Source organism: Hymenobacter terricola (assembly GCF_017921975.2).
In the GTDB taxonomy this organism is placed as follows: domain Bacteria; phylum Bacteroidota; class Bacteroidia; order Cytophagales; family Hymenobacteraceae; genus Hymenobacter; species Hymenobacter terricola.
Genome location: NZ_JAGEMO020000004.1, coordinates 297,635 through 318,181, shown reverse-complemented (window position 1 = coordinate 318,181; position 20,547 = coordinate 297,635). Strand labels below are relative to the sequence as shown.

15 protein-coding genes are annotated in these 20,547 nt (G+C 59.5%); 7 read left to right on the top strand and 8 right to left on the bottom strand.

Features of this window, described 5'->3' with window-relative positions; genetic code table 11:
* The first annotated feature begins 48 nt into the window (after positions 1-48).
* Positions 49-864 carry an ABC transporter ATP-binding protein gene (locus J4G38_RS06390; RefSeq protein ID WP_210515897.1) on the top strand — a complete coding sequence of 272 codons (816 nt, stop codon included), beginning with the start codon at positions 49-51 and terminating at the stop codon, positions 862-864.
* 136 nt (positions 865-1,000) lie between these two features.
* Here J4G38_RS06390 and J4G38_RS06385 read toward each other — a convergent pair whose 3' ends face one another.
* From J4G38_RS06385 to J4G38_RS06370, 4 genes are all read right to left on the bottom strand, one after another.
* On the bottom strand, positions 1,001-1,537 hold the full coding sequence (locus J4G38_RS06385) for a YfiT family bacillithiol transferase (protein WP_210515898.1): 537 nt from the start codon (positions 1,535-1,537) through the stop codon (positions 1,001-1,003).
* A 131-nt stretch (positions 1,538-1,668) separates the two neighbouring features.
* Positions 1,669-2,304 carry a bifunctional nuclease family protein gene (locus tag J4G38_RS06380; protein WP_210515899.1) on the bottom strand — a complete coding sequence of 212 codons (636 nt, stop codon included), beginning with the start codon at positions 2,302-2,304 and terminating at the stop codon, positions 1,669-1,671.
* Between the two features lie 219 nt (positions 2,305-2,523).
* Positions 2,524-3,501: an electron transfer flavoprotein subunit alpha/FixB family protein gene (locus tag J4G38_RS06375; protein WP_210515900.1), complete on the bottom strand. Its 978-nt coding sequence runs from the start codon at positions 3,499-3,501 to the stop codon at positions 2,524-2,526.
* Positions 3,502-3,606: 105 nt separating this feature from the next.
* Entirely contained in the window at positions 3,607-4,347 is a 741-nt protein-coding gene (locus J4G38_RS06370; protein WP_210515902.1) for an electron transfer flavoprotein subunit beta/FixA family protein, read from the bottom strand.
* A 155-nt stretch (positions 4,348-4,502) separates the two neighbouring features.
* Here J4G38_RS06370 and J4G38_RS06365 point away from each other — a divergent pair, with 155 nt between their 5' ends.
* From J4G38_RS06365 to J4G38_RS06340, 6 genes are all read left to right on the top strand, one after another.
* On the top strand, positions 4,503-4,841 hold the full coding sequence (locus J4G38_RS06365) for a tetratricopeptide repeat protein (protein WP_210515904.1): 339 nt from the start codon (positions 4,503-4,505) through the stop codon (positions 4,839-4,841).
* Positions 4,842-5,079: 238 nt separating this feature from the next.
* A complete protein-coding gene (locus J4G38_RS06360; protein ID WP_210515906.1) occupies positions 5,080-5,976 on the top strand; it encodes a DUF937 domain-containing protein in 897 nt (298 codons plus the stop codon).
* Between the two features lie 108 nt (positions 5,977-6,084).
* Positions 6,085-7,356: a TolC family protein gene (locus tag J4G38_RS06355; protein WP_210515908.1), complete on the top strand. Its 1,272-nt coding sequence runs from the start codon at positions 6,085-6,087 to the stop codon at positions 7,354-7,356.
* A 114-nt stretch (positions 7,357-7,470) separates the two neighbouring features.
* A complete protein-coding gene (locus tag J4G38_RS06350) occupies positions 7,471-8,556 on the top strand; it encodes an efflux RND transporter periplasmic adaptor subunit (RefSeq protein WP_210515910.1) in 1,086 nt (361 codons plus the stop codon).
* A 114-nt stretch (positions 8,557-8,670) separates the two neighbouring features.
* Positions 8,671-11,829, top strand: coding sequence for an efflux RND transporter permease subunit (locus tag J4G38_RS06345; RefSeq protein ID WP_210515912.1), 3,159 nt, complete (start codon positions 8,671-8,673; stop codon positions 11,827-11,829).
* 194 nt (positions 11,830-12,023) lie between these two features.
* On the top strand, positions 12,024-15,173 hold the full coding sequence (locus J4G38_RS06340; RefSeq protein WP_210515914.1) for an efflux RND transporter permease subunit: 3,150 nt from the start codon (positions 12,024-12,026) through the stop codon (positions 15,171-15,173).
* 97 nt (positions 15,174-15,270) lie between these two features.
* Here the strand turns inward: J4G38_RS06340 and J4G38_RS06335 are convergent, their stop codons facing one another.
* Genes J4G38_RS06335 through pseI form a run of 4 tightly spaced genes read right to left on the bottom strand, consistent with a single transcriptional unit; the run spans position 15,271 to position 20,546 of the window.
* Complete coding sequence (locus tag J4G38_RS06335; protein WP_210515915.1) at positions 15,271-16,752, bottom strand: oligosaccharide flippase family protein; 1,482 nt, start codon at positions 16,750-16,752, stop codon at positions 15,271-15,273.
* Positions 16,753-16,793: 41 nt separating this feature from the next.
* Entirely contained in the window at positions 16,794-18,173 is a 1,380-nt protein-coding gene (locus J4G38_RS06330) for a DUF7033 domain-containing protein (protein ID WP_210515917.1), read from the bottom strand.
* A 22-nt stretch (positions 18,174-18,195) separates the two neighbouring features.
* Positions 18,196-19,503, bottom strand: coding sequence for a glycosyltransferase family protein (locus J4G38_RS06325; protein ID WP_226163201.1), 1,308 nt, complete (start codon positions 19,501-19,503; stop codon positions 18,196-18,198).
* On the bottom strand, positions 19,503-20,546 hold the full coding sequence (pseI, locus tag J4G38_RS06320; protein ID WP_210515919.1) for a pseudaminic acid synthase: 1,044 nt from the start codon (positions 20,544-20,546) through the stop codon (positions 19,503-19,505). The genes J4G38_RS06325 and pseI overlap by 1 nt, the downstream gene beginning before the upstream one ends.
* Position 20,547 lies beyond the last annotated feature (1 nt).

The following is a 20,547-nucleotide window of genomic DNA, read 5'->3' as shown; positions in this document are numbered from 1 at the left end:
TGAGCAACTAGTTAACTAACAACTGACAACGCACAACTGACAACTACCATGATTGAAGTATCCAACATCGAAAAATCGTTCGACGGCACGCCCGTGCTGAAGGGCATTTCGTGCGTGTTCGAAACCGGCAAGTGCAACCTGCTGCTCGGCGGCTCGGGCACGGGCAAAAGCGTGCTCCTGCAGTGCATTGTGGGCCTGATGAAGCCCGATATCGGCTCCATCACCTTCGATGGCACGGTATACACCAACAGCAAGATTGATATCCGGCAGGAAATTCGCCGCAAAATCGGGATGCTGTTCCAGGGCGCGGCCCTGTTCGATTCCATGACGGTGGCTCAGAACGTGGAGTTTCCGCTCCAGATGCTCACGCCCGAAATGAGCCCCGAGGAGCGCCGCGACCGGGTCGAGTTTTGCCTGAAGCGCGTGGGCCTCGAAAACGCGGGCAACAAGATGCCCGCCGAAATTTCGGGCGGCATGAGGAAGCGCGTGGGCATTGCCCGCGCCATTGCCCCGCATTGTACTTACCTGTTCGCCGACGAGCCCAACTCCGGCCTCGACCCCGCCACCAGCATCAAAATTGACAACCTGATTCACGAAATTACGCACGAGTACAACATCACCACCGTCGTGGTAACCCACGATATGAACTCGGTGATTAATATTGGCGAACACATCATCTTTCTGCACCAGGGCCGCAAACTGTGGGACGGCACCAAGGAGGAAATCCTGAATGCCACCGTGCCCGAGCTGCGCGACTTCATCTTCAGCAGCAGCCTGGTGCGCGCTGCCAAGCGCATCGACGAAGAAACCGAAGGCGGCATGGCGGCCTTTGCCGAAGAAGGCGAATCCGGGGCCGGTATTTGAGCCGTTCGTCGCAGATTAGCCGCGTATTTGGAGAGTAATGAGATTATCCGCTCACCCAAAAACAGCCCCGCCTCTGGTTGAGAGCGGGGCTGTTTTTGGGTGAGCATTGACCGATAAAGCCTCGGAAGGAGGTCGGCTAAACGTCCGGCAGCAGCAATTTCAGGTGGGCCAGGTGGTGCTCGCCGTGCCAGGCATAAAGCGCCAACGTTTGGTCGAGGGTTGATTCCCGTTTGTTGCCGGGATGGTAGAAGGTGCGTTGCCACTGCTCCTCGGTGAGGTGGTGCAGCAGCGTAACCCAGCGCGAATGCAGCGCCTCCAGCAGCGCCAGCGACACGGTGATAGGCGTGGCGGTCACATCGGGCAGTGCGGCCCAGGCCGCTTCGTCGTAGGGGCGAATGGTGGGGTTGTCCTCCGTCAGGGCCAGGCGGAAGCGGACGTAGGCGTTCACGTGCGAATCGGCAACGTGGTGAATAACCTGGCGACCGGTCCAGCCGTCGGGGCGGTAGGGTTGCTGCAAGCCCTCGCCACCCACCGCCCGCGCCATGGCCGTGAGCTGGGCCGGCAAGGCGGCAATCTGCGTGATAAGCGCCGTGCGCTCGGCGGCGGTGTAGAGCACCGCCGATAGTTGGGGCGGGCCAATAGGGTAGCGGCGGGAATCGTCCGAATGAGGCATTTCAGTGTTTTAAAAGAGGGTAAAAATCAAAAACGCCGCTTCCATTACCAGAAGCGGCACTTTTATATTCAGGGCAAACGGCTGTAATTGAAATCAGCAAAACCGTAATTGGCCAACGAAAACGCTGATATTTAACCGTTCCGTTTATTCAGTTCGTCGCGGATTTTAGCGGCTTTCTCGTAATCTTCTTTTTCGAGGGCTTGGGCCAGCATTTTGGTCAGCTCATCAAGCGAAACCTGCCCGCTGGGGTCGCGCGGCTCGGGCTGCGGGCGGCTGGGGCGCGGCGTTTCGCGGCCCGAATCGTCCTCGTCTTCGTCGTCCTCGTCTTCATCGGGGTCGGTTTCCGCCTCGTCGAGGTCCGACAGAATAATGCCGGCTTCGCTGAGCACGCTTTCCACGGTGAAAATGGGCACGCCGAAACGCAGGCCAATGGCAATGGCATCGGAGGGGCGGGCGTCGATATCGAAGGTGGTGGCACCGTCGGAGCACACGATTCGCGAATAGAAAACGCCTTCCTTCAAATCGGAAATCACCACTTCCAGAATCACCACATGCACGTGCTCGGCAAATGATTTGAACAGGTCGTGGGTAAGCGGACGGTTGGGGCTAATCTTTTCGATTTGAATGGCAATGCTCTGCGCTTCAAACATGCCAATAATAATGGGCAGGCGGCGATTGCCGCCCTTTTCGCCCAAAATCAGCGCGAAGGAGCCAGACTGCGACTGGCTGGACGAAAGGCCCAGGATTTCAAGCTGGATTTTTTTCAAGGGACTGGGGAACTGGGTGTCTGGGTGGCTTTGGAAAGGGAGGATAGGAGCCAGCCGAGGCCGGGTAGGAGGGATGTACGTGCAAATAAAGAAAAGTCCGGGTATCTGCCGTAAAAACCGACCCCGGAATCCGGAATTGCCAAAAAAAGTTTGGGGACCCAAACCGTGGTATTCTTGCGAATACCAGTAGTTTAGGCCCCCAAATGCCTCAAAAACAAATTAATTCAACTCTTTTACGGCGGCGGTAAGCTTGGGCAATACGTCGAATACGTCGCCCACGATACCATAATCCGCCGCTTTGAAGAAAGGTGCTTCGGGGTCCTTGTTGATAACCACAATCACCTTGCTGCTGTTCACGCCGGCCAGGTGCTGAATGGCCCCCGAAATGCCGCAGGCGATGTACAGGTTGGGCGAAATCGTGATACCGGTTTGGCCCACGTGCTCGTGGTGAGGGCGCCAATCCACGTCCGATACCGGCTTGGAGCAGGCCGTAGCCGCGCCCAGCGCTTTGGCCAAGTCTTCAATCAAGCCCCAGTTTTCGGGGCCTTTCATGCCCCGGCCGCCGGATACCACACGCTCGGCTTCGGGCAGCAGAATGCCGCCGGCCTGGTCCTGCATCACCACCTGGGTGGGCGCATCGGCAAAGTCAGCATCCGATAATTGGGCCGAGAAGCCCGTCACCTCGGCCGTTTTGCCGGCGTCGTGCCTGGCTTCGGTCGAGTTTTTCTTCACGGCGATGATTTTGCGGTCGCCGCTCAGCACCACGTCCGAAAACGCCTTGCCCGAGAAAGCCCCGCGCCTCACCAGAAACTGGCCGTTGTCGGTTTTGGGCAGTTCCACCACGTTGGTGGCCAGGCTGGCTTTGAGCCGCACCGACAGGCGTGAGCCCACCGCCGCCCCAATGTTGGAATTGGCGAGCACGATGATTTTGGCCTGTTCCTGCTCGGCCGCCGTGGCGATGAGCTTGGTGTAGGCATTGTTCACAAAGTCTTTCAGCCGGGGCTCGGCGTCATATAGCACCTTTGTGATGCCCTGCTCGCCCAGTTTGGCCAGGTTGGCTTCGTTGGCTTCGCCCACGGCAATGGCCGTGGCGGTGGTGCCCAGCTGCGCAGCTACTTGCGCCCCATAAGAGGCTACTTCGAGCGAAGACTTTTTTACTTCGCCGTCAGCGCATTCAACTACAACTAATACAGACATCTTTTTGAGTTATGAGTTAAAAGTGAGGAGTTTTGAGTTGCCAGTCGGAGCTAGAAGTGGCTCTTCGCCAACTCATAACTCCTGACTTTTAACTCCTAACTACCCTTAAATGACTTTGGCTTCGTTGCGCAGCAGCTTAATCAGGTCGCCCGCGGTTTCGGCCGGGATGAGCTTCACGCCCTGCTTCTTGGGGGGCAGCGCGAACTCGGCCACGGTGGTGCGGGCGGGCTCGCCCACGGCGGGCACCACTTTCAGCGGCTTGGTGCGGGCCGTCATGATGCCACGCATGTTCGGGATGCGGGGCTCACACATCGGCTGCTGGCAGGAAGCAACGAAAGGCGTATTCACGGTCACGATTTCCTTGCCGCCTTCGATTTCGCGCTCCAGCGTGGCAGTATTGCCGCTCATGTCCAGCTTCATGGCCGGCGCTACGGTTGGGATGCCGAGCATTTCGCCTACCATGCCGTGCACCTGGAAACCGTTGTAGTCGATGCTTTCCTTGCCCATCAGAATCACGTCGTAGGCGCCGTCTTTGGCAATGGCGGCAATTTGCTCGGCCACGAAATAGGCGTCCTGCGGCACGGCGTTGACGCGGATGGCGTCGTCGGCACCGATGGCCAGGGCTTTCCGGATGTTGGGCTCGGTATCGGCCTCGCCCACGTTGAGCACGGTGACGGTGCCGCTGCCGGCGGCTTCTTTCAGCTCGATGGCACGGGTGAGGGCGTATTCATCCCAGGGATTAATCACGAACTGCACCCCAGCCTTGTTAAACTCCTTGTTATCGGGCGTAAAGGCAATTTTGGTGGTCGTGTCGGGCACGTTGGAAATACAAACCAGAAACTTCATCTAAACAGGGGTTGGGTGGCGAAATCAGGAGAGAAAGGCTGCTTGCATAACAACCTGGTAAAGGCTTGCCGGTTTTCGGCAGTAAATCCTAGCTAAACGATATGCGGAGGAAAAGCCGCAATTTTGCCCCAAAGGTAAACAAAACTCCCGCCCTGATGAACACTCCGCCCACTCGTTTGCAGCAGTTATTGGCTTTCTACGAAGACGACCCCACCGACGCCTTCACCATATATGCCCTGGCTACCGAATACCGCGCCCAGGAGCCAGCGCGGGCCTGGGAATATTACCAAAAATTACTGGCCGAACACCCTGATTATGTGGGCACCTACTACCACGCCGGCAAGTTGCAGGAGCAGTTTGGCCAGAAGGAAGAAGCCGAAAAAATTTACCGTGCTGGCCTGGTCGTCGCCCGCAAAGCCAGCCAGCAGCACGCGGCCAGCGAGTTGCTCCAGGCACTGAACAGTTGCCTGGGCCTGGACTATGAAGACGAATAAGATAGGGCCGGCGCCGCGCTTCTTAGCCTTCGAATGCAGCGGTGGATTATTGCGCCCGGTAGCAAAGTATTCGGATAGCCTCGCGTTTCGTTGGGCTGGTAAACGGTTGCGTTTGCCGATAAGAGATATAATATAACTGTAAGATTTGGTTATTTTGCTGATGTAAAGGATGAAACATCCAGAATAAGGGCGGCCAGCTGCCGTCCTTATTTACCCAACTTCTCTATATTCTACCAATATGACAAGTTTGCTATATGCCCTTAAAACGGCCTTTTCCCGGGGACTTGTAAGCCATGTGGCCGCCCGACTGGGCGAAGGACAACATAACGTCCGTCAAGCACTGAATAGTATGGTGCCGATTGTGCTGAGCGCCATTATCGCCAAAGCCGAGGCTGGGCATGGCCAGGTCGTTCATGGCCTGAGCCTCAAGGCGTATTACTCGGTGAATGGCAGCGCGGAAACCGTGACGGGGCTACTCGGCATCCTGGGCAGCGGCACTGCGAATGATGGCCCACTGGCGCAGGGCGAACAAGCGCTGGTGGTTCTGCTGGACCGCGCCAATGGCACTGCCATGTGTTCAGTCATCGCTGATGCCGGGATTCAGCCGGCCTCGGCGCAGGCGCTGCTGAGCTTAGTAGCGGCCGGGTTGCTTGCCCTGCTGGGGCAGCACATCGTCCGGCACCAATTGAGCTCGGAGGCAACTACCAGGCTACTTATTGGCCTGAAAGGGCCGGTGCGAACCATGTTGCGCCGAGAAGGCCACGACCTGGGGAAGATTTTGTTCAGAAGAAAGTATTCGGGGAGGATTCCCGTGCTGGCTACCCCCGTTTTTCGCTTCACGGCTGCCGCGCGGCGGGTTGCTGCTTTCACTGCGGGTGGGGTGCGATGGTACGGGCTGGGCGTGCTGGCGCTGCTGGCCATTGGTTCGCTGGCACTGTATCATTCCGCGATTGGCAACCCATTGCCAAAGGATAGCGCCGCATGGAGTGCCGTGCCAGCGGCAAATGCGCCTGAGGATAGGGATTCAGTCACGGTTTCAGCCTCGCTGAACGTGCCGGAGGCGGTGGAAATGGATGACTCGACAGTAGGGGTTGAAATGCTCACCGGGGAAAAAATGCCATTCACCGAGGATTAGCCCTGGGTTAAGGGTTTAAAAAGGGTTTCATTTTATCCTCATACAATGGCTGCCACCTTTGTGAGGTAATCAAAGCCGTATATGTCCCGTTTATCATTTTTTGCCTTTTTGAGCTTGTGGAGCGTGGCGGCGCTACCAGTGGCTGCCCAAGTGCCGGCCCCGGCAGCCACCGATACCGTGCGCCTCACGCTGCCCGAAGCCGAGCAGCGCTTCTTCCAGAATAACCTGGCCGTGCTGGCCCAGCAATACAATGTGACCGTGGCCCAGGCGCAGGCCGTGCAGGCCCGCGTCATCGACAACCCGACGCTGTATGTAGAGCAGGATGTGCTGCGCCGCCGGATTGGCCGCCCCGTGGTGCCGGAAGGTACGGTCGGCAGCGAGGCCATCGTGACGGTGCAGCAGCTGTTTTCGCTGGCGGGCCGGCGCCGGGCTGCCGGCCAGGTGGCGCAGCAAAACGCCGTGGTGGAGCAGTATAACCTGCAGGATTTGCTGCGCACGCTGCGCTACCAGCTGCGCTCCACGTACTATGACGTGTTCTTCAAGCAGCAGACCCTGAAGGCCTACAGCACCGAAATTGCATCGCTGACCCGCACTGTGAGCTTGTATCAAACGCAGTTTGAGAAGGGCAACATTGCGCTGAAGGAAGTTATTCGCCTCCGGGCCTTCCTCTTCACGCTGCAAAGCGAGCGGCAGGTCATCGTGAACGACGTGGCCTCGGACCAAACCGACTTGCATGTGCTGCTGCGCGATGCCACCGGCAGCCAGTTTGTGCCCTTGGTGGACCAGGCCCGCACCCGCGACCTCAGCCTGAAGGGCTACTCCGAACAGCAGCTGGCCGACTCGGCCCTGGTGCTGCGCACCGACCTGAACGCCCGCCGTGCCACGCTGGAGCAGCAAAACCTGAACCTGCGCCTGCAGCAGAAGCTGGCGGTGCCTGACCTTGCCGTGGGGTACACCTACGATAAGGCAGGTTCTTATATCAATAACTATAATGCCCTGACCCTCGGCATGGCCGTGCCGATTTTCAACCGCAACCAGGGCAATATCCAGGTTGCCAAGGCGCAGATTGCCGGTAGCAAGCTGCTGGTGGACCAGCAGCAGCTCATCGTGCAGAATGAAGTGCACCAGGCCTACCAGCTGGCCGCCCGCAATGATGAGTTATTTCAGAATACCGACCGCGACACGGCCCCGTTCTCGCGGCTGATGGTGGGCATCGAGCAGAGCTACGCCAAGCGCATCCTGTCGGTGGTGGAATACCTGGACTTTTTCGAGTCCTACAAGAATAACCTGGTTCAGCTGAATACCTTGCGGGCCAACCGCGTCCGGGCATTCGAACAGCTGAATTTTGCCGTCGGCAAGCCGGTGTTCCGGGCCGAATAAATCTCCGTTGAGGAGTGCTGGCGATGGCCGTTCGTTCGCTCCTGGAGGTCCCCTTACTTCATCCTTGTTATCAAAAGCTAACGGCCCAAGGCCACTGGCTAACACCTCCTTATAATGAACCGCACCTTCCTCGCATTGCTGACCGCCGTTACCCTGGTCGGCTGCTCCAAACCCGAAGTAAAAGAAGAAAAGAAGGAAGGCTTCCGGCTTTCCGACACCATGATGCAGCAAATTGTGCTGGATACCGTGCGGCTGCGCCCGGTGCAGGACGAGCTGGTGCTGACCGGCGAAATTGCCGCCGACGGCGACAAGACCGTGCAGGTATTCCCGCAAGTAGGCGGGGTGGTCGAGCAGCTCAAAGTGCAGCTTGGCGACAAGGTGACCAAAGGGCAGCTGCTGGCCGTCATCAAATCGGGCGAGATTGCCGACGTGCAGAACCAGACCACGGCCTCTACTTCCGACCTTGACATTGCCCGGAAAAACCTGGCCGTGGCCGAGGACATGTATAAGGCCGGCCTGAACTCGGAGCGCGATGTGGTGCTGGCCCGCGCCGAGGTGACCAAGGCCCGCGGCACGGTGGGCAAAAATGAGAAGCAGCTGAGCGTGTATGGCACCGGCAAGGATGGCATGTACGAGCTGCGGGCGCCCATTTCCGGCTTTATCACCGAAAAGAAGGCCACCGAACATGAGCAGTTCAACGTGAACGACAGCAACGTGGGCAACCTGTTCACGGTGAGCAACCTGGACGATGTCTGGATTATGGCCAACGTATTTGAGTCGGACATTTCGAAGGTGAAAGTGGGCTACTCGGCTGATGTCACGACCCTGTCGTACCCGGATAAGCACTTCCGTGGGAAGATTGATAAGGTGTTCAACGTGTTGGACCCCGACAGCAAGGTAATGAAGGTGCGCGTGCGCCTCGAAAACCCCGGCTACCTGCTGAAGCCCGAGATGTACGCCCAGGTGCGCGTGGAGAATACCGAAGGCGCCAAGGCCCTGGCTGTGCCCGCCAAATCGGTGGTGTTTGACAAGGACCGCAACTTTGTGATGGTGTATAAGGACCGCACCCACGTGGAAACCCGGCCCGTGACCATCAGCAAAACGGTGGGTGACTACAGCTACGTGACGGCCGGCCTGAAGCCCGGCGATGTGGTGATTGCGAAGGACCAATTGCTCGTGTACGACGAGCTGAACGACTAATATAACCCCGGCAGATAGTGGCCTTGGGCAGTGGCTTTGCCGCCTTGCCTGGGGTCACTGTTGCCTTTTAAATCCGCCTTTCCTTCACTGTTTCTTCATTGTTAGAAGCTGAAAATGAATAAGTTTATCCAAGGCATTATCGCCTTTTCGCTAAAGAACAGAGGCTTTGTCTTTCTGCTCACATTGGCCGTCATCATCATGGGCGTGGTGAGCTACCGGAACACGCCGATTGAGGCGTTTCCGGACGTGACCAACACCGAAATCACCATCATCACGCAGTGGCCCGGCCGCTCGGCCGAGGAGATGGAGAAGTTCGTGACCGTGCCCATTGAAATCGCGCTGAACCCGGTGCAGAAGAAGGCGTCGGTGCGCAGCACCACGCTTTTCGGCCTATCGGTGGTGAAGGTGATTTTTGATGATGGCGTGGACGACGCCTTCGCCCGCCCGCAGGTAAACAACCTGTTGCGCGAGGTAGACCTGCCCGACAACATCACGCCCGATGTGCAGCCGCCCTACGGCCCCACCGGCGAAATCTACCGCTATACGCTGGAAAGCAAAACCAAAAGCGTACGCGAACTCAAAACCCTGCAGGACTGGGTGATTGAGCGCAACCTGAAGGCCGTGCCCGGCGTGGCCGACGTGAACAGCTTCGGTGGCGAGGTGAAGGATTACGAAATCAGCGTGAACCCCGGCAAGCTGCAGGATTTTGACCTCACGCCCCTCGACCTCTACAATGCCGTGCAGCGCTCCAACATCAACGTGGGCGGCGACGTGATTAACGAGGGCCAGCAGAACTACGTGGTGCGCGGCATCGGGCTGCTGAACAACATCTCGGACATCACCAACACGGTGATTAAGAACGTGAACGGCGTGCCGATTCTGGTGCGCGACGTGGCCAAGGTGACCGAGTCGGCATTGCCCCGGCTGGGCCAGGTGGGGCGCGGCTACGAGGACGACAAGCTGGAAGGCATTGTGGTGATGCGCAAGGGCGAAAACCCTTCGGAAGTCATTGCCCGCCTGCACGATAAGGTGGACGAGCTGAACTCGAAAATCCTGCCGCCCGACGTGAAGATGAAAACCTTCTACGACCGGCAGCAGCTGATTGACTTCTCGACCGAAACCGTGATTCACAACCTCATGGAGGGCATTGTGCTGGTTACGCTCATCGTGTTCCTGTTCATGGCCGACTGGCGGACGACGGTTATCGTGTCCGTTATCATTCCGCTGGCGCTGCTGTTTGCCTTCATCTGCCTGCGGCTGAAGGGCATGAGCGCCAACCTGCTGAGCATGGGCGCCATCGACTTCGGTATCATCATCGACGGGGCCGTGGTGATGGTGGAAGGCTTGTTTGTGGCGCTCGACCACAAGGCCCACGAAATGGGCATGGAGAAGTTTAACAAACTCTCGAAGCTGGGCCTGATTAAGAAGTCAGGCCGTGACATGGGCAAGTCGATTTTCTTCGCCAAAGCCATTATCATCACCGCATTGCTTCCCATCTTCTCCTTTGAAAAGGTGGAAGGCAAGGTGTTCAGCCCGCTGGCCTGGACGCTGGGCTTTGCCCTGCTGGGCGCGCTGGTGTTCACGCTCACGCTGGTGCCGGTGCTGGTGAGTATTCTGCTGAAAAAGAACGTGCGGGAGAAGGACAACTTCTTCGTGCGGGCCGTGAACAACGGTGCCAACCGCTTCTTCCGCTTTACGTACGGCCGCAAAACGGCCAGCCTGATTATTGCTTTCGCCGTGACGGCCGTGGGCTTGTACAGCTTCTCCTTCCTCGGCTCAGAATTCCTGCCAGAGCTGAACGAAGGTTCGATTTATGTGCGGGCGCAGCTGCCGCTGAGCATCAGCCTGCAGTCGTCAAACGAGCTGTGTAACCAGATGCGGCGGGTATTCCTGAGCTTCCCCGAAGTGAGCGACGTGGTGAGCCAGACCGGCCGTCCCAACGACGGCACCGACCCCACGGGCTTCTACAATAACGAGTTTCTCGTCCAAATCAAGCACACGCCGGAGGTGGAAAAGGAAATGAAGAGCAAGGCCAACCGCGAGGACCTGGTGGAGCGCATGAAGGCCAAGCTCGACCGGTTTACGGGCGTTGACTTCAACTTCTCGCAGCCCATTACCGACAACGTGGAGGAAGCCGCCTCGGGCGTGAAAGGCTCAATCGCCGTCAAGATTTACGGTACTGACCTGCCCACGCTCGAAGCCAAGGCCCGCGAGGTGTACGAAATACTGAAAACCGTGCGCGGTATTGACGACCTGGGCGTGCTGCGCAACATTGGCCAGCCCGAATTCCACGTCGACCTCGACGAGCGCCGTATGGCCAGCTACGGCGTGAATAAGTCGGACGCCAACTCGGTGCTCGAAATGGCCGTGGGCGGCAAGGAAGCTACCCAACTCTACGAGGGTGAGCGCAAATTCCCCATCCGGGTGCGCTACGAGCCGCAGTTCCGCCAGACGCCGGCCGAAATTTCGGCCCTCATGGTGCCCACACAAAGCGGCAAAACCATCCCGCTGACCGAAATTGCCAACATCAGCTCGGTAACCGGCCCCAGCCTGATTTACCGCGACGACAACCGCCGGTTTGCCGCCGTCAAGTTCTCCATCCGGGGCCGCGACATGGGCTCCACCATCAAGGAAGCCCAGGAAAAAGTGAACCGCCACGTGGTGCTGCCCAAGGGCTACGAGCAGAAATGGACCGGCGATTTTGAGAACCAGCGCCGGGCCCAGCAGCGCTTGAGCCAAGTAGTGCCGGTGTCGCTGGCCCTCATCTTCTTCATCCTGTTCCTGCTGTTCGGCAACCTGAAAGATGCCGGTCTGGTGCTGCTCAACGTGCCGTTTGCCATCATCGGCGGCATCGCGGCGCTGTTGATTACGCACACCAACTTCTCGATTTCGGCCGGCATCGGCTTCATTGCCCTGTTCGGTATCTGCATTCAGAACGGGGTGATTCTGATTTCGGTTTTCAAACAGAACCTGGTGAAGAAGATGACGCTGGATAGCTCGATTAACGAAGGTGTGATTTCAAGGGTGCGGCCCGTGGTGATGACGGCTCTCATGGCCACCATCGGCCTCATGCCAGCGGCCATTTCCACCGGCATCGGCTCCGAAACCTCGAAGCCTTTGGCTATTGTCGTAATTGGCGGCCTGATAACGGGTACCATCCTGACCCTCTTTATCTTCCCATTGGTGTTCGAGCGGTTCTACCGCTCGGAGCACACCAAGTATGTGCCCCTGCCGGGCGAGCCCGGCTACCTGGAGCCTGTGGCTGTCCACTAAAGAATTCACTGGATTGTTGCTGCGGAAAGCCCGCTGCCTTTATTGGCAGCGGGCTTTTTGGTTTTCGGGTCTTCATTAAACACTCACTCACTCTTCACCAACTTTTCACGGGGAATTCATCTTGACTCGCCAGTGAATTCTTTTTGTGACTCGTTTTCAGTTGGTTTCTACTTATTTGCGCCCGGCGCATCCGCATGAATAAATTCATTTCGGGCATTGTTGCCTTTTCGCTAAAGAACCGCTTCTTTATTTTCTTCATGACGGCCCTGCTGGTGGCGGGCGGCACCTATAGCTACGTGCACACGCCGATTGAAGCGTTTCCGGACGTCACCAATACCCAGATGATTATCGTGTCGCTCTGGCCCGGCCGCTCGGCCGAGGAGGTGGAGCGATTCGTGAGCACGCCGATTGAGGTGGCCATGAACTCGGTGCAGATGAAGAGCAACATGCGCTCCATCAGTATGTTCGGCCTGTCGGTGCTCAAGATAAACTTCGAGGACAACGTGGAGGATTTTTTCGCCCGGCAACAAGTGAACAACCTGCTGAGTGGGGTGAACCTGCCCGTCGGCTGCGACTCGCATGTGCAGCCGCCTTATGGCCCTACGGGCGAAATATTCCGCTACACGGTGCAGAGCCGCACCGGCCGCAGCACCAACGAGCTGCTGGCCATTCAGGACTGGGTGGTGGAGCGGCAGCTGAAATCGGTGCCCGGCGTGGCCGACATCGCAGCCTTCGGCGGCACGCGTAAAGTGTACGAAATCAGCGTGAATCCCGCCATGCTGGCCAAGTATGACATGAGCCCGCTGGAGGTGTTTGAGGCCGTGCAGAAATCGAACCTGAACGTGGGCGGCGATGTGATTGAGAAGAATTCGCAGAGCTACGTGGTGCGCGGCATCGGCCTGCTCACCAAGCCGGAAGACATCGGCAACATCATCATCAAGGACGTGAATAACGTGCCCATTCTGGTGCGGAACGTGGCCCAGGTGAACGAAAGCAATGCCCCGCGCGTGGGCCAGGCCGGGCTGGACGACCAGTCGGACGTCATCGAAGGCATCGTCATCATGCGGAAGGGCGAAAACCCGGCCGAGGTACTGGGCCGCGTGAAGGCCAAAATTGCCGAGCTGAACGAAAAAGTACTGCCCAACGACGTGTACCTCAAAACGTTCTACGACCGCGACGTGCTGATGGACCACTGCACGCACACCGTAATCCACAACCTGATTGAAGGCATTGTGCTGGTGACGCTGATTGTGCTGATTTTTATGGCCGACTGGCGCACCACGCTCATCGTGGGCGTGGTGGTGCCGCTGGCGCTGCTGTTTGCCTTCGTGTGCCTGCGGCTCAAAGGCATGAGCGCCAACCTACTGAGCATGGGCGCCATCGACTTCGGCATTATCATCGACGGGGCGGTCGTCATGGTCGAGGGCATATTCGTGGTGCTCGACCACAAGGCCCAGCAAGTGGGCATGGAGAAGTTCAACAAGCTCGCCAAGCTGGGGCTCATTAAGAAGACCGGCGGCGAGCTGGGCAAGGCTGTGTTCTTTGCCAAGCTCATTATCCTTACCTGCCTGCTGCCGATTTTCGCCTTCGAAAAAGTGGAAGGCAAGATGTTCAGCCCGCTGGCCTACACGCTGGGCTTTGCCTTGGTGGGGGCCCTGATTCTGACCCTGACGCTGGTGCCGGTGCTCTCGGCGCTGCTGCTGAACAAGAACGTGCGCGAAAAGCACAACCCCATTGTGAGCTTCTTCGACCGCATCGTGACGAGTGCGTTTGGCTTTACCTATCGCAATAAGCTGCTGAGCTTTGGCGTGACCATGGCCGTGGTGGTGGCCGGCCTCTACTCGTTCAATTTCCTGGGCTCGGAGTTTCTGCCCGAGCTGAACGAGGGCGCGCTGTGGGTGGAAACCAAGCTGCCGATGTCGTCCTCCCTGACCGAAACCAACAAGATGGCGGCCAACTACCGCCGCATCCTGCGCTCGTTCCCGGAAGTGACGTCGGTGCTGAGCCAGACCGGCCGCTCCAACGACGGCACCGACCCTTCGGGCATTTATTACGTGCAGGCCCAGGTCAACCTCAAGCCCAAAGAGGAGTGGAAGCGCAACATCACGAAGGAGCAGCTAATTGATGAAATGGACAAGAAGCTGAAGGAGTACCCCGGCATCGTGTTCAACTACTCGCAGCCGATTATCGACAACGTGGAGGAAGCCGTGGCGGGCATTAACGCCGCCCTGGCCGTGAAGATTTTTGGCAACGACCTCAAGGAGCTTGATGGCAAGGCCAATGAAGTGATGAAGGTGCTGGGCACGGTGCGCGGCGTGAAAGACCTGGGTATTTTGCGCAACCTGGGCCAGCCCGAAATGAGCGTGCGCCTCGACCAAACCCGCATGGCCGCCTACGGGGTGCAAACCGCCGACGCCCAAACCGTGGTGGAAATGGCCGTGGGTGGCAAGGCGGCCACCCAGATTTACGAGGGCGAGCGGAAGTTCGACGTGACGGTGCGCTACCCCAAGCAGGACCGCGACACGGAAGCCAAGATTGGTGAGCTGCGGGTGCCCACCATTCGCGGCAGCAAGGTGGCTCTCAAGGAGATTGCCACCATCAAAACCGAGAACGGCCCGGCCTTCGTGTACCACGACAACGGCCAGCGCTTCATTGCGGTGAAGTTCAGCATTCGCGACCGGGACATGGGCTCGACCATTGCCGAAGCCCAGAAGAAAATGGACCAAAGCATCAAGCTCGACAAGGGCTACCGCATTGAGTGGGCCGGCGAGTTTGAGAACCAGGTGCGGGCCACCAAGCGCCTGACGCAGGTGGTGCCGGTGTCGTTGGTCATCATCTTTATCCTGCTGTTCATCACCTTCGGCAACGGCAAGGATGCCGCCCTGGTGCTGGCCAACGTGCCCTTCGCGCTCATCGGCGGCATCGCGGCGCTGCACATCACGGGCGTCAACTTCTCGATTTCGGCCGGTATCGGCTTCATTGCCTTGCTGGGAATATGTATTCAGAACGGCATTGTGCTGATTACGGTCTTTAAGCAGAACCTCCGCAAGAAAATGAGTCTGGCTGACAGCCTGAAGGAAGGCGTGGCCTCGCGTGTGCGCCCGGTGGTGATGACGGCCCTCATGGCCATGATAGGCCTGTTCCCGGCCGCGCTCAGCACCGGCATCGGCTCCGAAACGCAGAAACCGCTGGCCATCGTGGTTATCGGCGGGCTGGTGACGGCCACGGTGCTCACACTGCTGATTTTCCCGCTCATCTTTGCCTTCTTCTACCGCGAAATGCACCAGGACGGCCCCGCGCCGAAGCTGGTGGAAGAAGAGCGGCCCATTTTGGTTGGGGCGTAGTTTTCGCTGGCCTTTGAGTCGGCGGTAATTTGCTCTCCGTTTTTGGAGCAGGTGAAAAGCGGAGAGCAAAACAAGCGTCCGCCTTACCAGTGGTGAACTACCGCCTGTTGCGCAGCCGGCCCCAAATTGGACTCAATTCCGGGGCAGTGCGGGTGAGTAGCACGCCAGCCGCGTAGAGCACCGTGAGGACACCGCCGCGCATGAGGAGCGTGAGCCAGGCGTTGCCGGTTTCGGGCAGAACCCAGGCGGCAGCGCCGGCGATGGCCGCCACCAGTAGAATGCGGGCGATGCTGCCATCAAACGGCTGCATGCCGTAGGTGCGCCACACAAACCACGTCCGGGCGGTGTTGATGCTGACCAGGGCAACGCAGTAGGCGAGGGCTGCCCCGGCCAGGCCGAAACGCGGAATCAGCAGCCAGTTGAGGACGACCACGGCCGCCGCGAGGGAGACATTGAACACCAAGTCGAACCGGTAGCGTGGCGACGTGGCCACGATGATGCCGTTGACGCCCGCGATGCCATCAACCAGCCGCCCGGCCAGCAGCAGGAGCACCGCCGTGGTGCCCGCCGCGTATTCGGGCTTGTGAATGAGGCCGTAGATAAAGCTGAGATTCAGGCCAATGCCCAGGGCTAGGTAGCAGCCCAGCAGCGTGTTGATGCGGGTGCTGCGGCGATAGAAAGCGGCCATTTTGGCCATGTCGCCTTCCTTCCAATACTCCGCAATGAGCGAAAAGGCCGTCTTGTACAACGCCCGGAAAGGCAGCACCAGCGCCGTGCTTACGTTGGTGGCAATGAGGTAGACGCCCGCCAGCGCAAAGCCTTTGGTCGTGCCCACCATGAGGCTGTCGATGTTGAGCAGCACCGTGCCCGAAATGTTGCTGAGCAGCACAAAAGCCCCGAAGCCCAGCATTTCCCGCAATGGCTTGATGCGCAGGGCCGCCCGCGTGGGCCGCAGGTGCAGCTCCCCAATGGCGGCCAGGTAAATGGTAAGCAGCACCGCCACCATCGCATACGCGCCGGTGTAAGCCAGCACGAAGCCATGGAAACTCAGATAGCCCTGGCTGTAAGCCACGGCCGCGCCCACCAGCATGAGGCGCAACAGGATTTCCTGGCAGAAGGAGGAAAAGGACGTGTGAAACAGCGACCGCAGATAAGCATCCTGCAACGAGCCCAGCATGATGCAGCCCGCCAGCCCAATAGCCGCCAGGTAATGCGGCGACAGCAAGGCCGCATCGTCCTTCGCGTACCAGTGCAGCAGCAGCGGCTTGCCAACCCACATCAGCAGCGCCACCACCGCAAAGCCGATGAGCGGCGGCCCCAGCAGCAGCGGAAAGAAACCCGCGTGGTTGCGTCCCTGGTTGCGAAAAAACGGAAAATAGCGCATCCCCGCATTGGCAAAGCCGAAGGCGGCTACCTGCGCCCCAATGGTGGCCAGCGGCACCAGCACGCTGCCCACCAGGCCAATCTGGGCCGGCGAGAGCAGGCGCGGCAGCACCAGAATGGTATTGGCAAAGCCAATGGCCAGGCCGATATAAGAAATCAGGGTGTTGCGGATGCCCTGGCGCTGAACGATGCCCAATTAGGTGAGGGGGTGAGGAGAGGAGGAAAAAAGGGAGGGATTCAGGAAGGGAGAAGGGCGAGTATTTCGCGGCCGGTGAGGAACGTGGCACCACGGCCACGCAATTCGCCCATCAATTCGTGAAACTGCGCAGGGCCATTGCGCGTGTTGGCGGGGTCGAAGTTTTCGTTGTGCCACAGCAAGGAAAAGACCCCGCCAAAGCGGGCGATTTCGTCCAGTACCGGCCGTAGTGCGGGCAGTACCTCCGCCGGGGCCAAGCGCAAATAATGCGGATGATGTAAGGTAGCATCCATCACCACCAGCGGGATTTCCAGAAAACCGTGCTCGGTGGCCGTGCTAAAATTGAATGGATAAAACGGGTGGCAGTAGGAGTGTCGAAAGCCGTAATGCTCGGCAAAGCCCAGGGTTGAATCGTACTCAAATCCTACGCTATCGACTACCCCAGGGGTTTGCCGGGGCTCCCAGCGCAAATAATGAAAGCGCAGGCCGCGCGCCGCATACCCTGCGTCGTCGAGATTGCGAGTCAGGTGGAGCGCATCGGTGGCGGTGCCAATGCTGCCGTGTAAACCCAAGGCGCAGCCTTGGGTTTTTAAGGTTTCCAGCCGCTGCACGAACCCGGCCGAGAGGCTATAGTCTGCATTGGGCGTGCCATCGGCCCCGGGCCGGTGTTCGGGCAGGATAAAAAACGTGGACCTGGCCCCATCATATTCTGCCGTGGCGGCTGCCACCGTTTCCAGGTTGTCCCAGGCATCGGGTTGGGTCAGGTGACGCCACAGCTGCTGCCCGAATTTCAGCAATTGTCCTTGCTTGAGGGCGGCTTTGGCCGGGGCTTTCCAGGCGCTGCGCAGGTTGTCGATATCGTGGCTGATGAAGGCGGCGAACGGTGCGCCCTGGCGCCATGGCCGGATGCTTAGCGGCCGGCCGGTGACGTGCTCAATAGCCATTTTGAGCACGTCGAAGTAGCAATTGACCACCGGCAGCGCCACGAAGCCATACTGTTTTTGCACGCTGGCATCGAACGGAAAGCGGCCGTGCCGGTCACGGGTGTCGGAGAAATATTCCTGCCAGCCGCTGAGCAGGTAGAAGGCCGCCGAAATGATGTCGGCATTGATGACTGCCTGACCCGCGCCCAGCACCAGCAGCGGCGCCAGGGGCTGAGTATCGAAGAAAAACGGCACCCGCCGGCCGGCCCATTCGCGGAAATTGGGCGCGGCGGGGAAGGGCGTGTTTTGTTGGAAAAAGGGGCCCGCTGCGTCGGCTATCGTAACGGTCGGCTGCGTGTCCGCGTAGCCAATGCTCACGTTCGGCAGCGGCTCATGCACCAGCCAGAAATGCCGCAGCACATACGCCAGCCGCGTTTCGGTCGAAATCGGGGCCGCAATGGGCGGGGGCAAAGCGGGAACGTTTGGGGCGGCGGGCATTGGGTTCAAAAGTACACGCCTATCAGGCAGTTGCCGCGGCTTTGTTGAGCCATTCGTTCAGCAGCGCAACGGTGCGGGGCTGGCTCCGGCCTTCAGCGGGCGTGCCCAGGGTGGCGTTGTAGTAGGCCGCTCGGCGGTATAAGTCAGCGGGCTTGGATTGGGCGTAGCGGCGTAGCGCGGCGGCGAGGTCTGCCGGCGTGTCGGCCCGTGCAACCAAGCCGCGGGCCGCGTAGCCGTAGTAGTCGTTTGTGAGTGGGTTGGTGCCGAAACGGTAGTAGATGCTGGCCACGTTCAGCAGCGTGGCTTCGAGGTGGGTGGACGTGTCAGCGGCCACCAGCGCATCTTGCCGCAGCAGGAAATCGAACACGTTTTCCTGCCGGGCGCTCGACCATTGCAGGGCCGGCAGCCGCTGCCGCAGCGGCTCGAAGTCGCGCCCGTCGCTGGGATGGGGCCGCAGGGTGAACGTCAACTCTGGCAGCTCACGCAGCAAGTACACCAGTGTTTCGACCAGGGCCGGCATGGGGTCGTGAATGTTGCAGGCAATGCCCACGCGGCGCACGGCAGGCTCAGTGTTTTTCTGGTTGAGGTAAGTGTCGGCTTTGGGCATGCCCACCAATTCTACCTTTCCCTGCACGGGGCCGCAAAGGCGGTACTTGTCCAGCGCATCCTGGCCTTCCAGCAGGCTCAAATCGAAGCCCAGGGGTGGGAAGTTGGCGCTCACGCTGGCGTGCTGCACGTAGGCCGTGGGCACGCCCTCGGCGCGGCAGGCCAGGAGCAGGGAGCGGGTATCGTCGTTGTGGTCGTTGGAAAAAACGACGGCCCGCGGCCGGTAGTGACGCAGAGCCCGCCGGTACACTTCGTAGTAGCCAATGGCGTAGAAAATGAAATCAAAAAAGCGCCAGGCCCGGCCGCCATCCGTTTTCAGAAGGCCGAAAAACGCCAGCGGAAATTGCCAGTAATACAGCAGCTTGCGGCGCAGCGAAAGCCGGTTCACCGCCGCATTGTAGCGCCCGATATTCTTGGCCTGCCCCGCCACCAGCACGGCGTCCGTTCGGGCTTGCTGAAGGAATTCCAGCGCGTCGTAATTATTGGCGCTTACCACGTAAAGCCACACTTTGCCGCGCAGGTCCTCGCGGTTTTTTATCGGCTTAAAGGCGTTGCCCATCAGCCGCAGGCCCGCGTAGCCCAGCACCCGCGCCAGCCGTTTCAGCGGGTTGGCCGGCGAAATATCGGCCAACGCCGCTGCTGGCAACGCCGCGAATATGGCCGTGAAGCGCAGCTGCAAAATGTCGCGCAGGCGGGGAATTAGCGGCAGGGTGCGCGGTGGCATTACAGCGCCTCCCACGTCAGCGGGGTACCCGGTTTCAGGTCTTTAACCGCCTTGCGGCCCAGCACCACGTCCCAGTGCCGGGGCCAGAGGCCGTCGCCGGGGCGAATGATTTTCAGGTTGTCGGTCGTGAATTCCTCGCCCGCCGCAATGGGCTTCGAGACGTAAATACTGCGCTTGTAGAGGCGGCTTTTTTCTTCGCCGGTCTGGATGCAGAGCTGCACGGTGCCCAGCGCCTGGTGGGCGCGCTCGGTTTCCTCCACCAACCTTTTCAGCTCATGCGGCTCCAACGAGAAGGCGGAGTCCACGCCGCCCTCGGCGCGGCTCAGGGTGAAGTGTTTTTCGATGACGCAGGCGCCCAGGGCCACGGCGGCCACGCTCGCGCCCACGCCCATGGTGTGGTCGCTCAGGCCGATGGGGCAGCCGAAGGTTTCGGCCAGCACCGGGATGGTGCGCAGGTTGGTGTTGGCCGGCGAGGCGGGGTAGGTGCTGGTGCATTTCAGCAGCACCAGCTCGCGGCAGCCGGCTTCGCGCAGCACCCGCACGGCGTCGTCAATCTCGGCCAGAGTAGCGGCGCCGGTGCTCACAATCACGGGCTTGCCAGTGGCGGCTACTTTGCGCAGCAGCGGCCAGTGGGCGTTTTCGAAGGAAGCAATTTTATAGGCCGGCACGTCCAGCGACTCCAGAAAATCCACCGCCGTCTCGTCAAAGGGCGAGCTGAAAGCCAGCATGCCGTGCTGCCGGGCGCGGGCAAACAGCTCGGCGTGCCACTCCCAGGGCGTGTGCGCTTCCTCGTAAAGCTTGTACAGGTTCTTGCCCTCCCAAAGCGACTGACCTTCCTCGTCGATGGCAAAGCCGGTGTCCATCGTGATGGTGTCGGCGGTATAGGTCTGGAGTTTAAGGGCGTCGACGCCGGCAGCGGCGGCGGCATCCACAAGGGCCAGGGCACGGTCGAGGCTCTGGTTGTGGTTGCCCGACATTTCGGCGATGATAAACGGCTTGTGCGCGGGGCCAACCGGACGGCCACCGATGGTGATTTCGGTCATG

What these genes read in the sequence shown, in the direction of transcription:
- J4G38_RS06340 (WP_210515914.1), top strand. Translation starts at nt 12,024, where the DNA reads ATGAATAAATTCATTTCGGGCATTGTTGCCTTTTCGCTAAAGAACCGC.
- J4G38_RS06365 (WP_210515904.1), top strand. Translation starts at nt 4,503, where the DNA reads ATGAACACTCCGCCCACTCGTTTGCAGCAGTTATTGGCTTTCTACGAA.
- J4G38_RS06360 (WP_210515906.1), top strand. Translation starts at nt 5,080, where the DNA reads ATGACAAGTTTGCTATATGCCCTTAAAACGGCCTTTTCCCGGGGACTT.
- J4G38_RS06345 (WP_210515912.1), top strand. Translation starts at nt 8,671, where the DNA reads ATGAATAAGTTTATCCAAGGCATTATCGCCTTTTCGCTAAAGAACAGA.
- J4G38_RS06370 (WP_210515902.1), bottom strand. Translation starts at nt 4,347, where the DNA reads ATGAAGTTTCTGGTTTGTATTTCCAACGTGCCCGACACGACCACCAAA.
- J4G38_RS06385 (WP_210515898.1), bottom strand. Translation starts at nt 1,537, where the DNA reads ATGCCTCATTCGGACGATTCCCGCCGCTACCCTATTGGCCCGCCCCAA.
- J4G38_RS06330 (WP_210515917.1), bottom strand. Translation starts at nt 18,173, where the DNA reads ATGCCCGCCGCCCCAAACGTTCCCGCTTTGCCCCCGCCCATTGCGGCC.
- J4G38_RS06390 (WP_210515897.1), top strand. Translation starts at nt 49, where the DNA reads ATGATTGAAGTATCCAACATCGAAAAATCGTTCGACGGCACGCCCGTG.
- J4G38_RS06375 (WP_210515900.1), bottom strand. Translation starts at nt 3,501, where the DNA reads ATGTCTGTATTAGTTGTAGTTGAATGCGCTGACGGCGAAGTAAAAAAG.
- pseI (WP_210515919.1), bottom strand. Translation starts at nt 20,546, where the DNA reads ATGACCGAAATCACCATCGGTGGCCGTCCGGTTGGCCCCGCGCACAAG.
- J4G38_RS06350 (WP_210515910.1), top strand. Translation starts at nt 7,471, where the DNA reads ATGAACCGCACCTTCCTCGCATTGCTGACCGCCGTTACCCTGGTCGGC.
- J4G38_RS06325 (WP_226163201.1), bottom strand. Translation starts at nt 19,503, where the DNA reads ATGCCACCGCGCACCCTGCCGCTAATTCCCCGCCTGCGCGACATTTTG.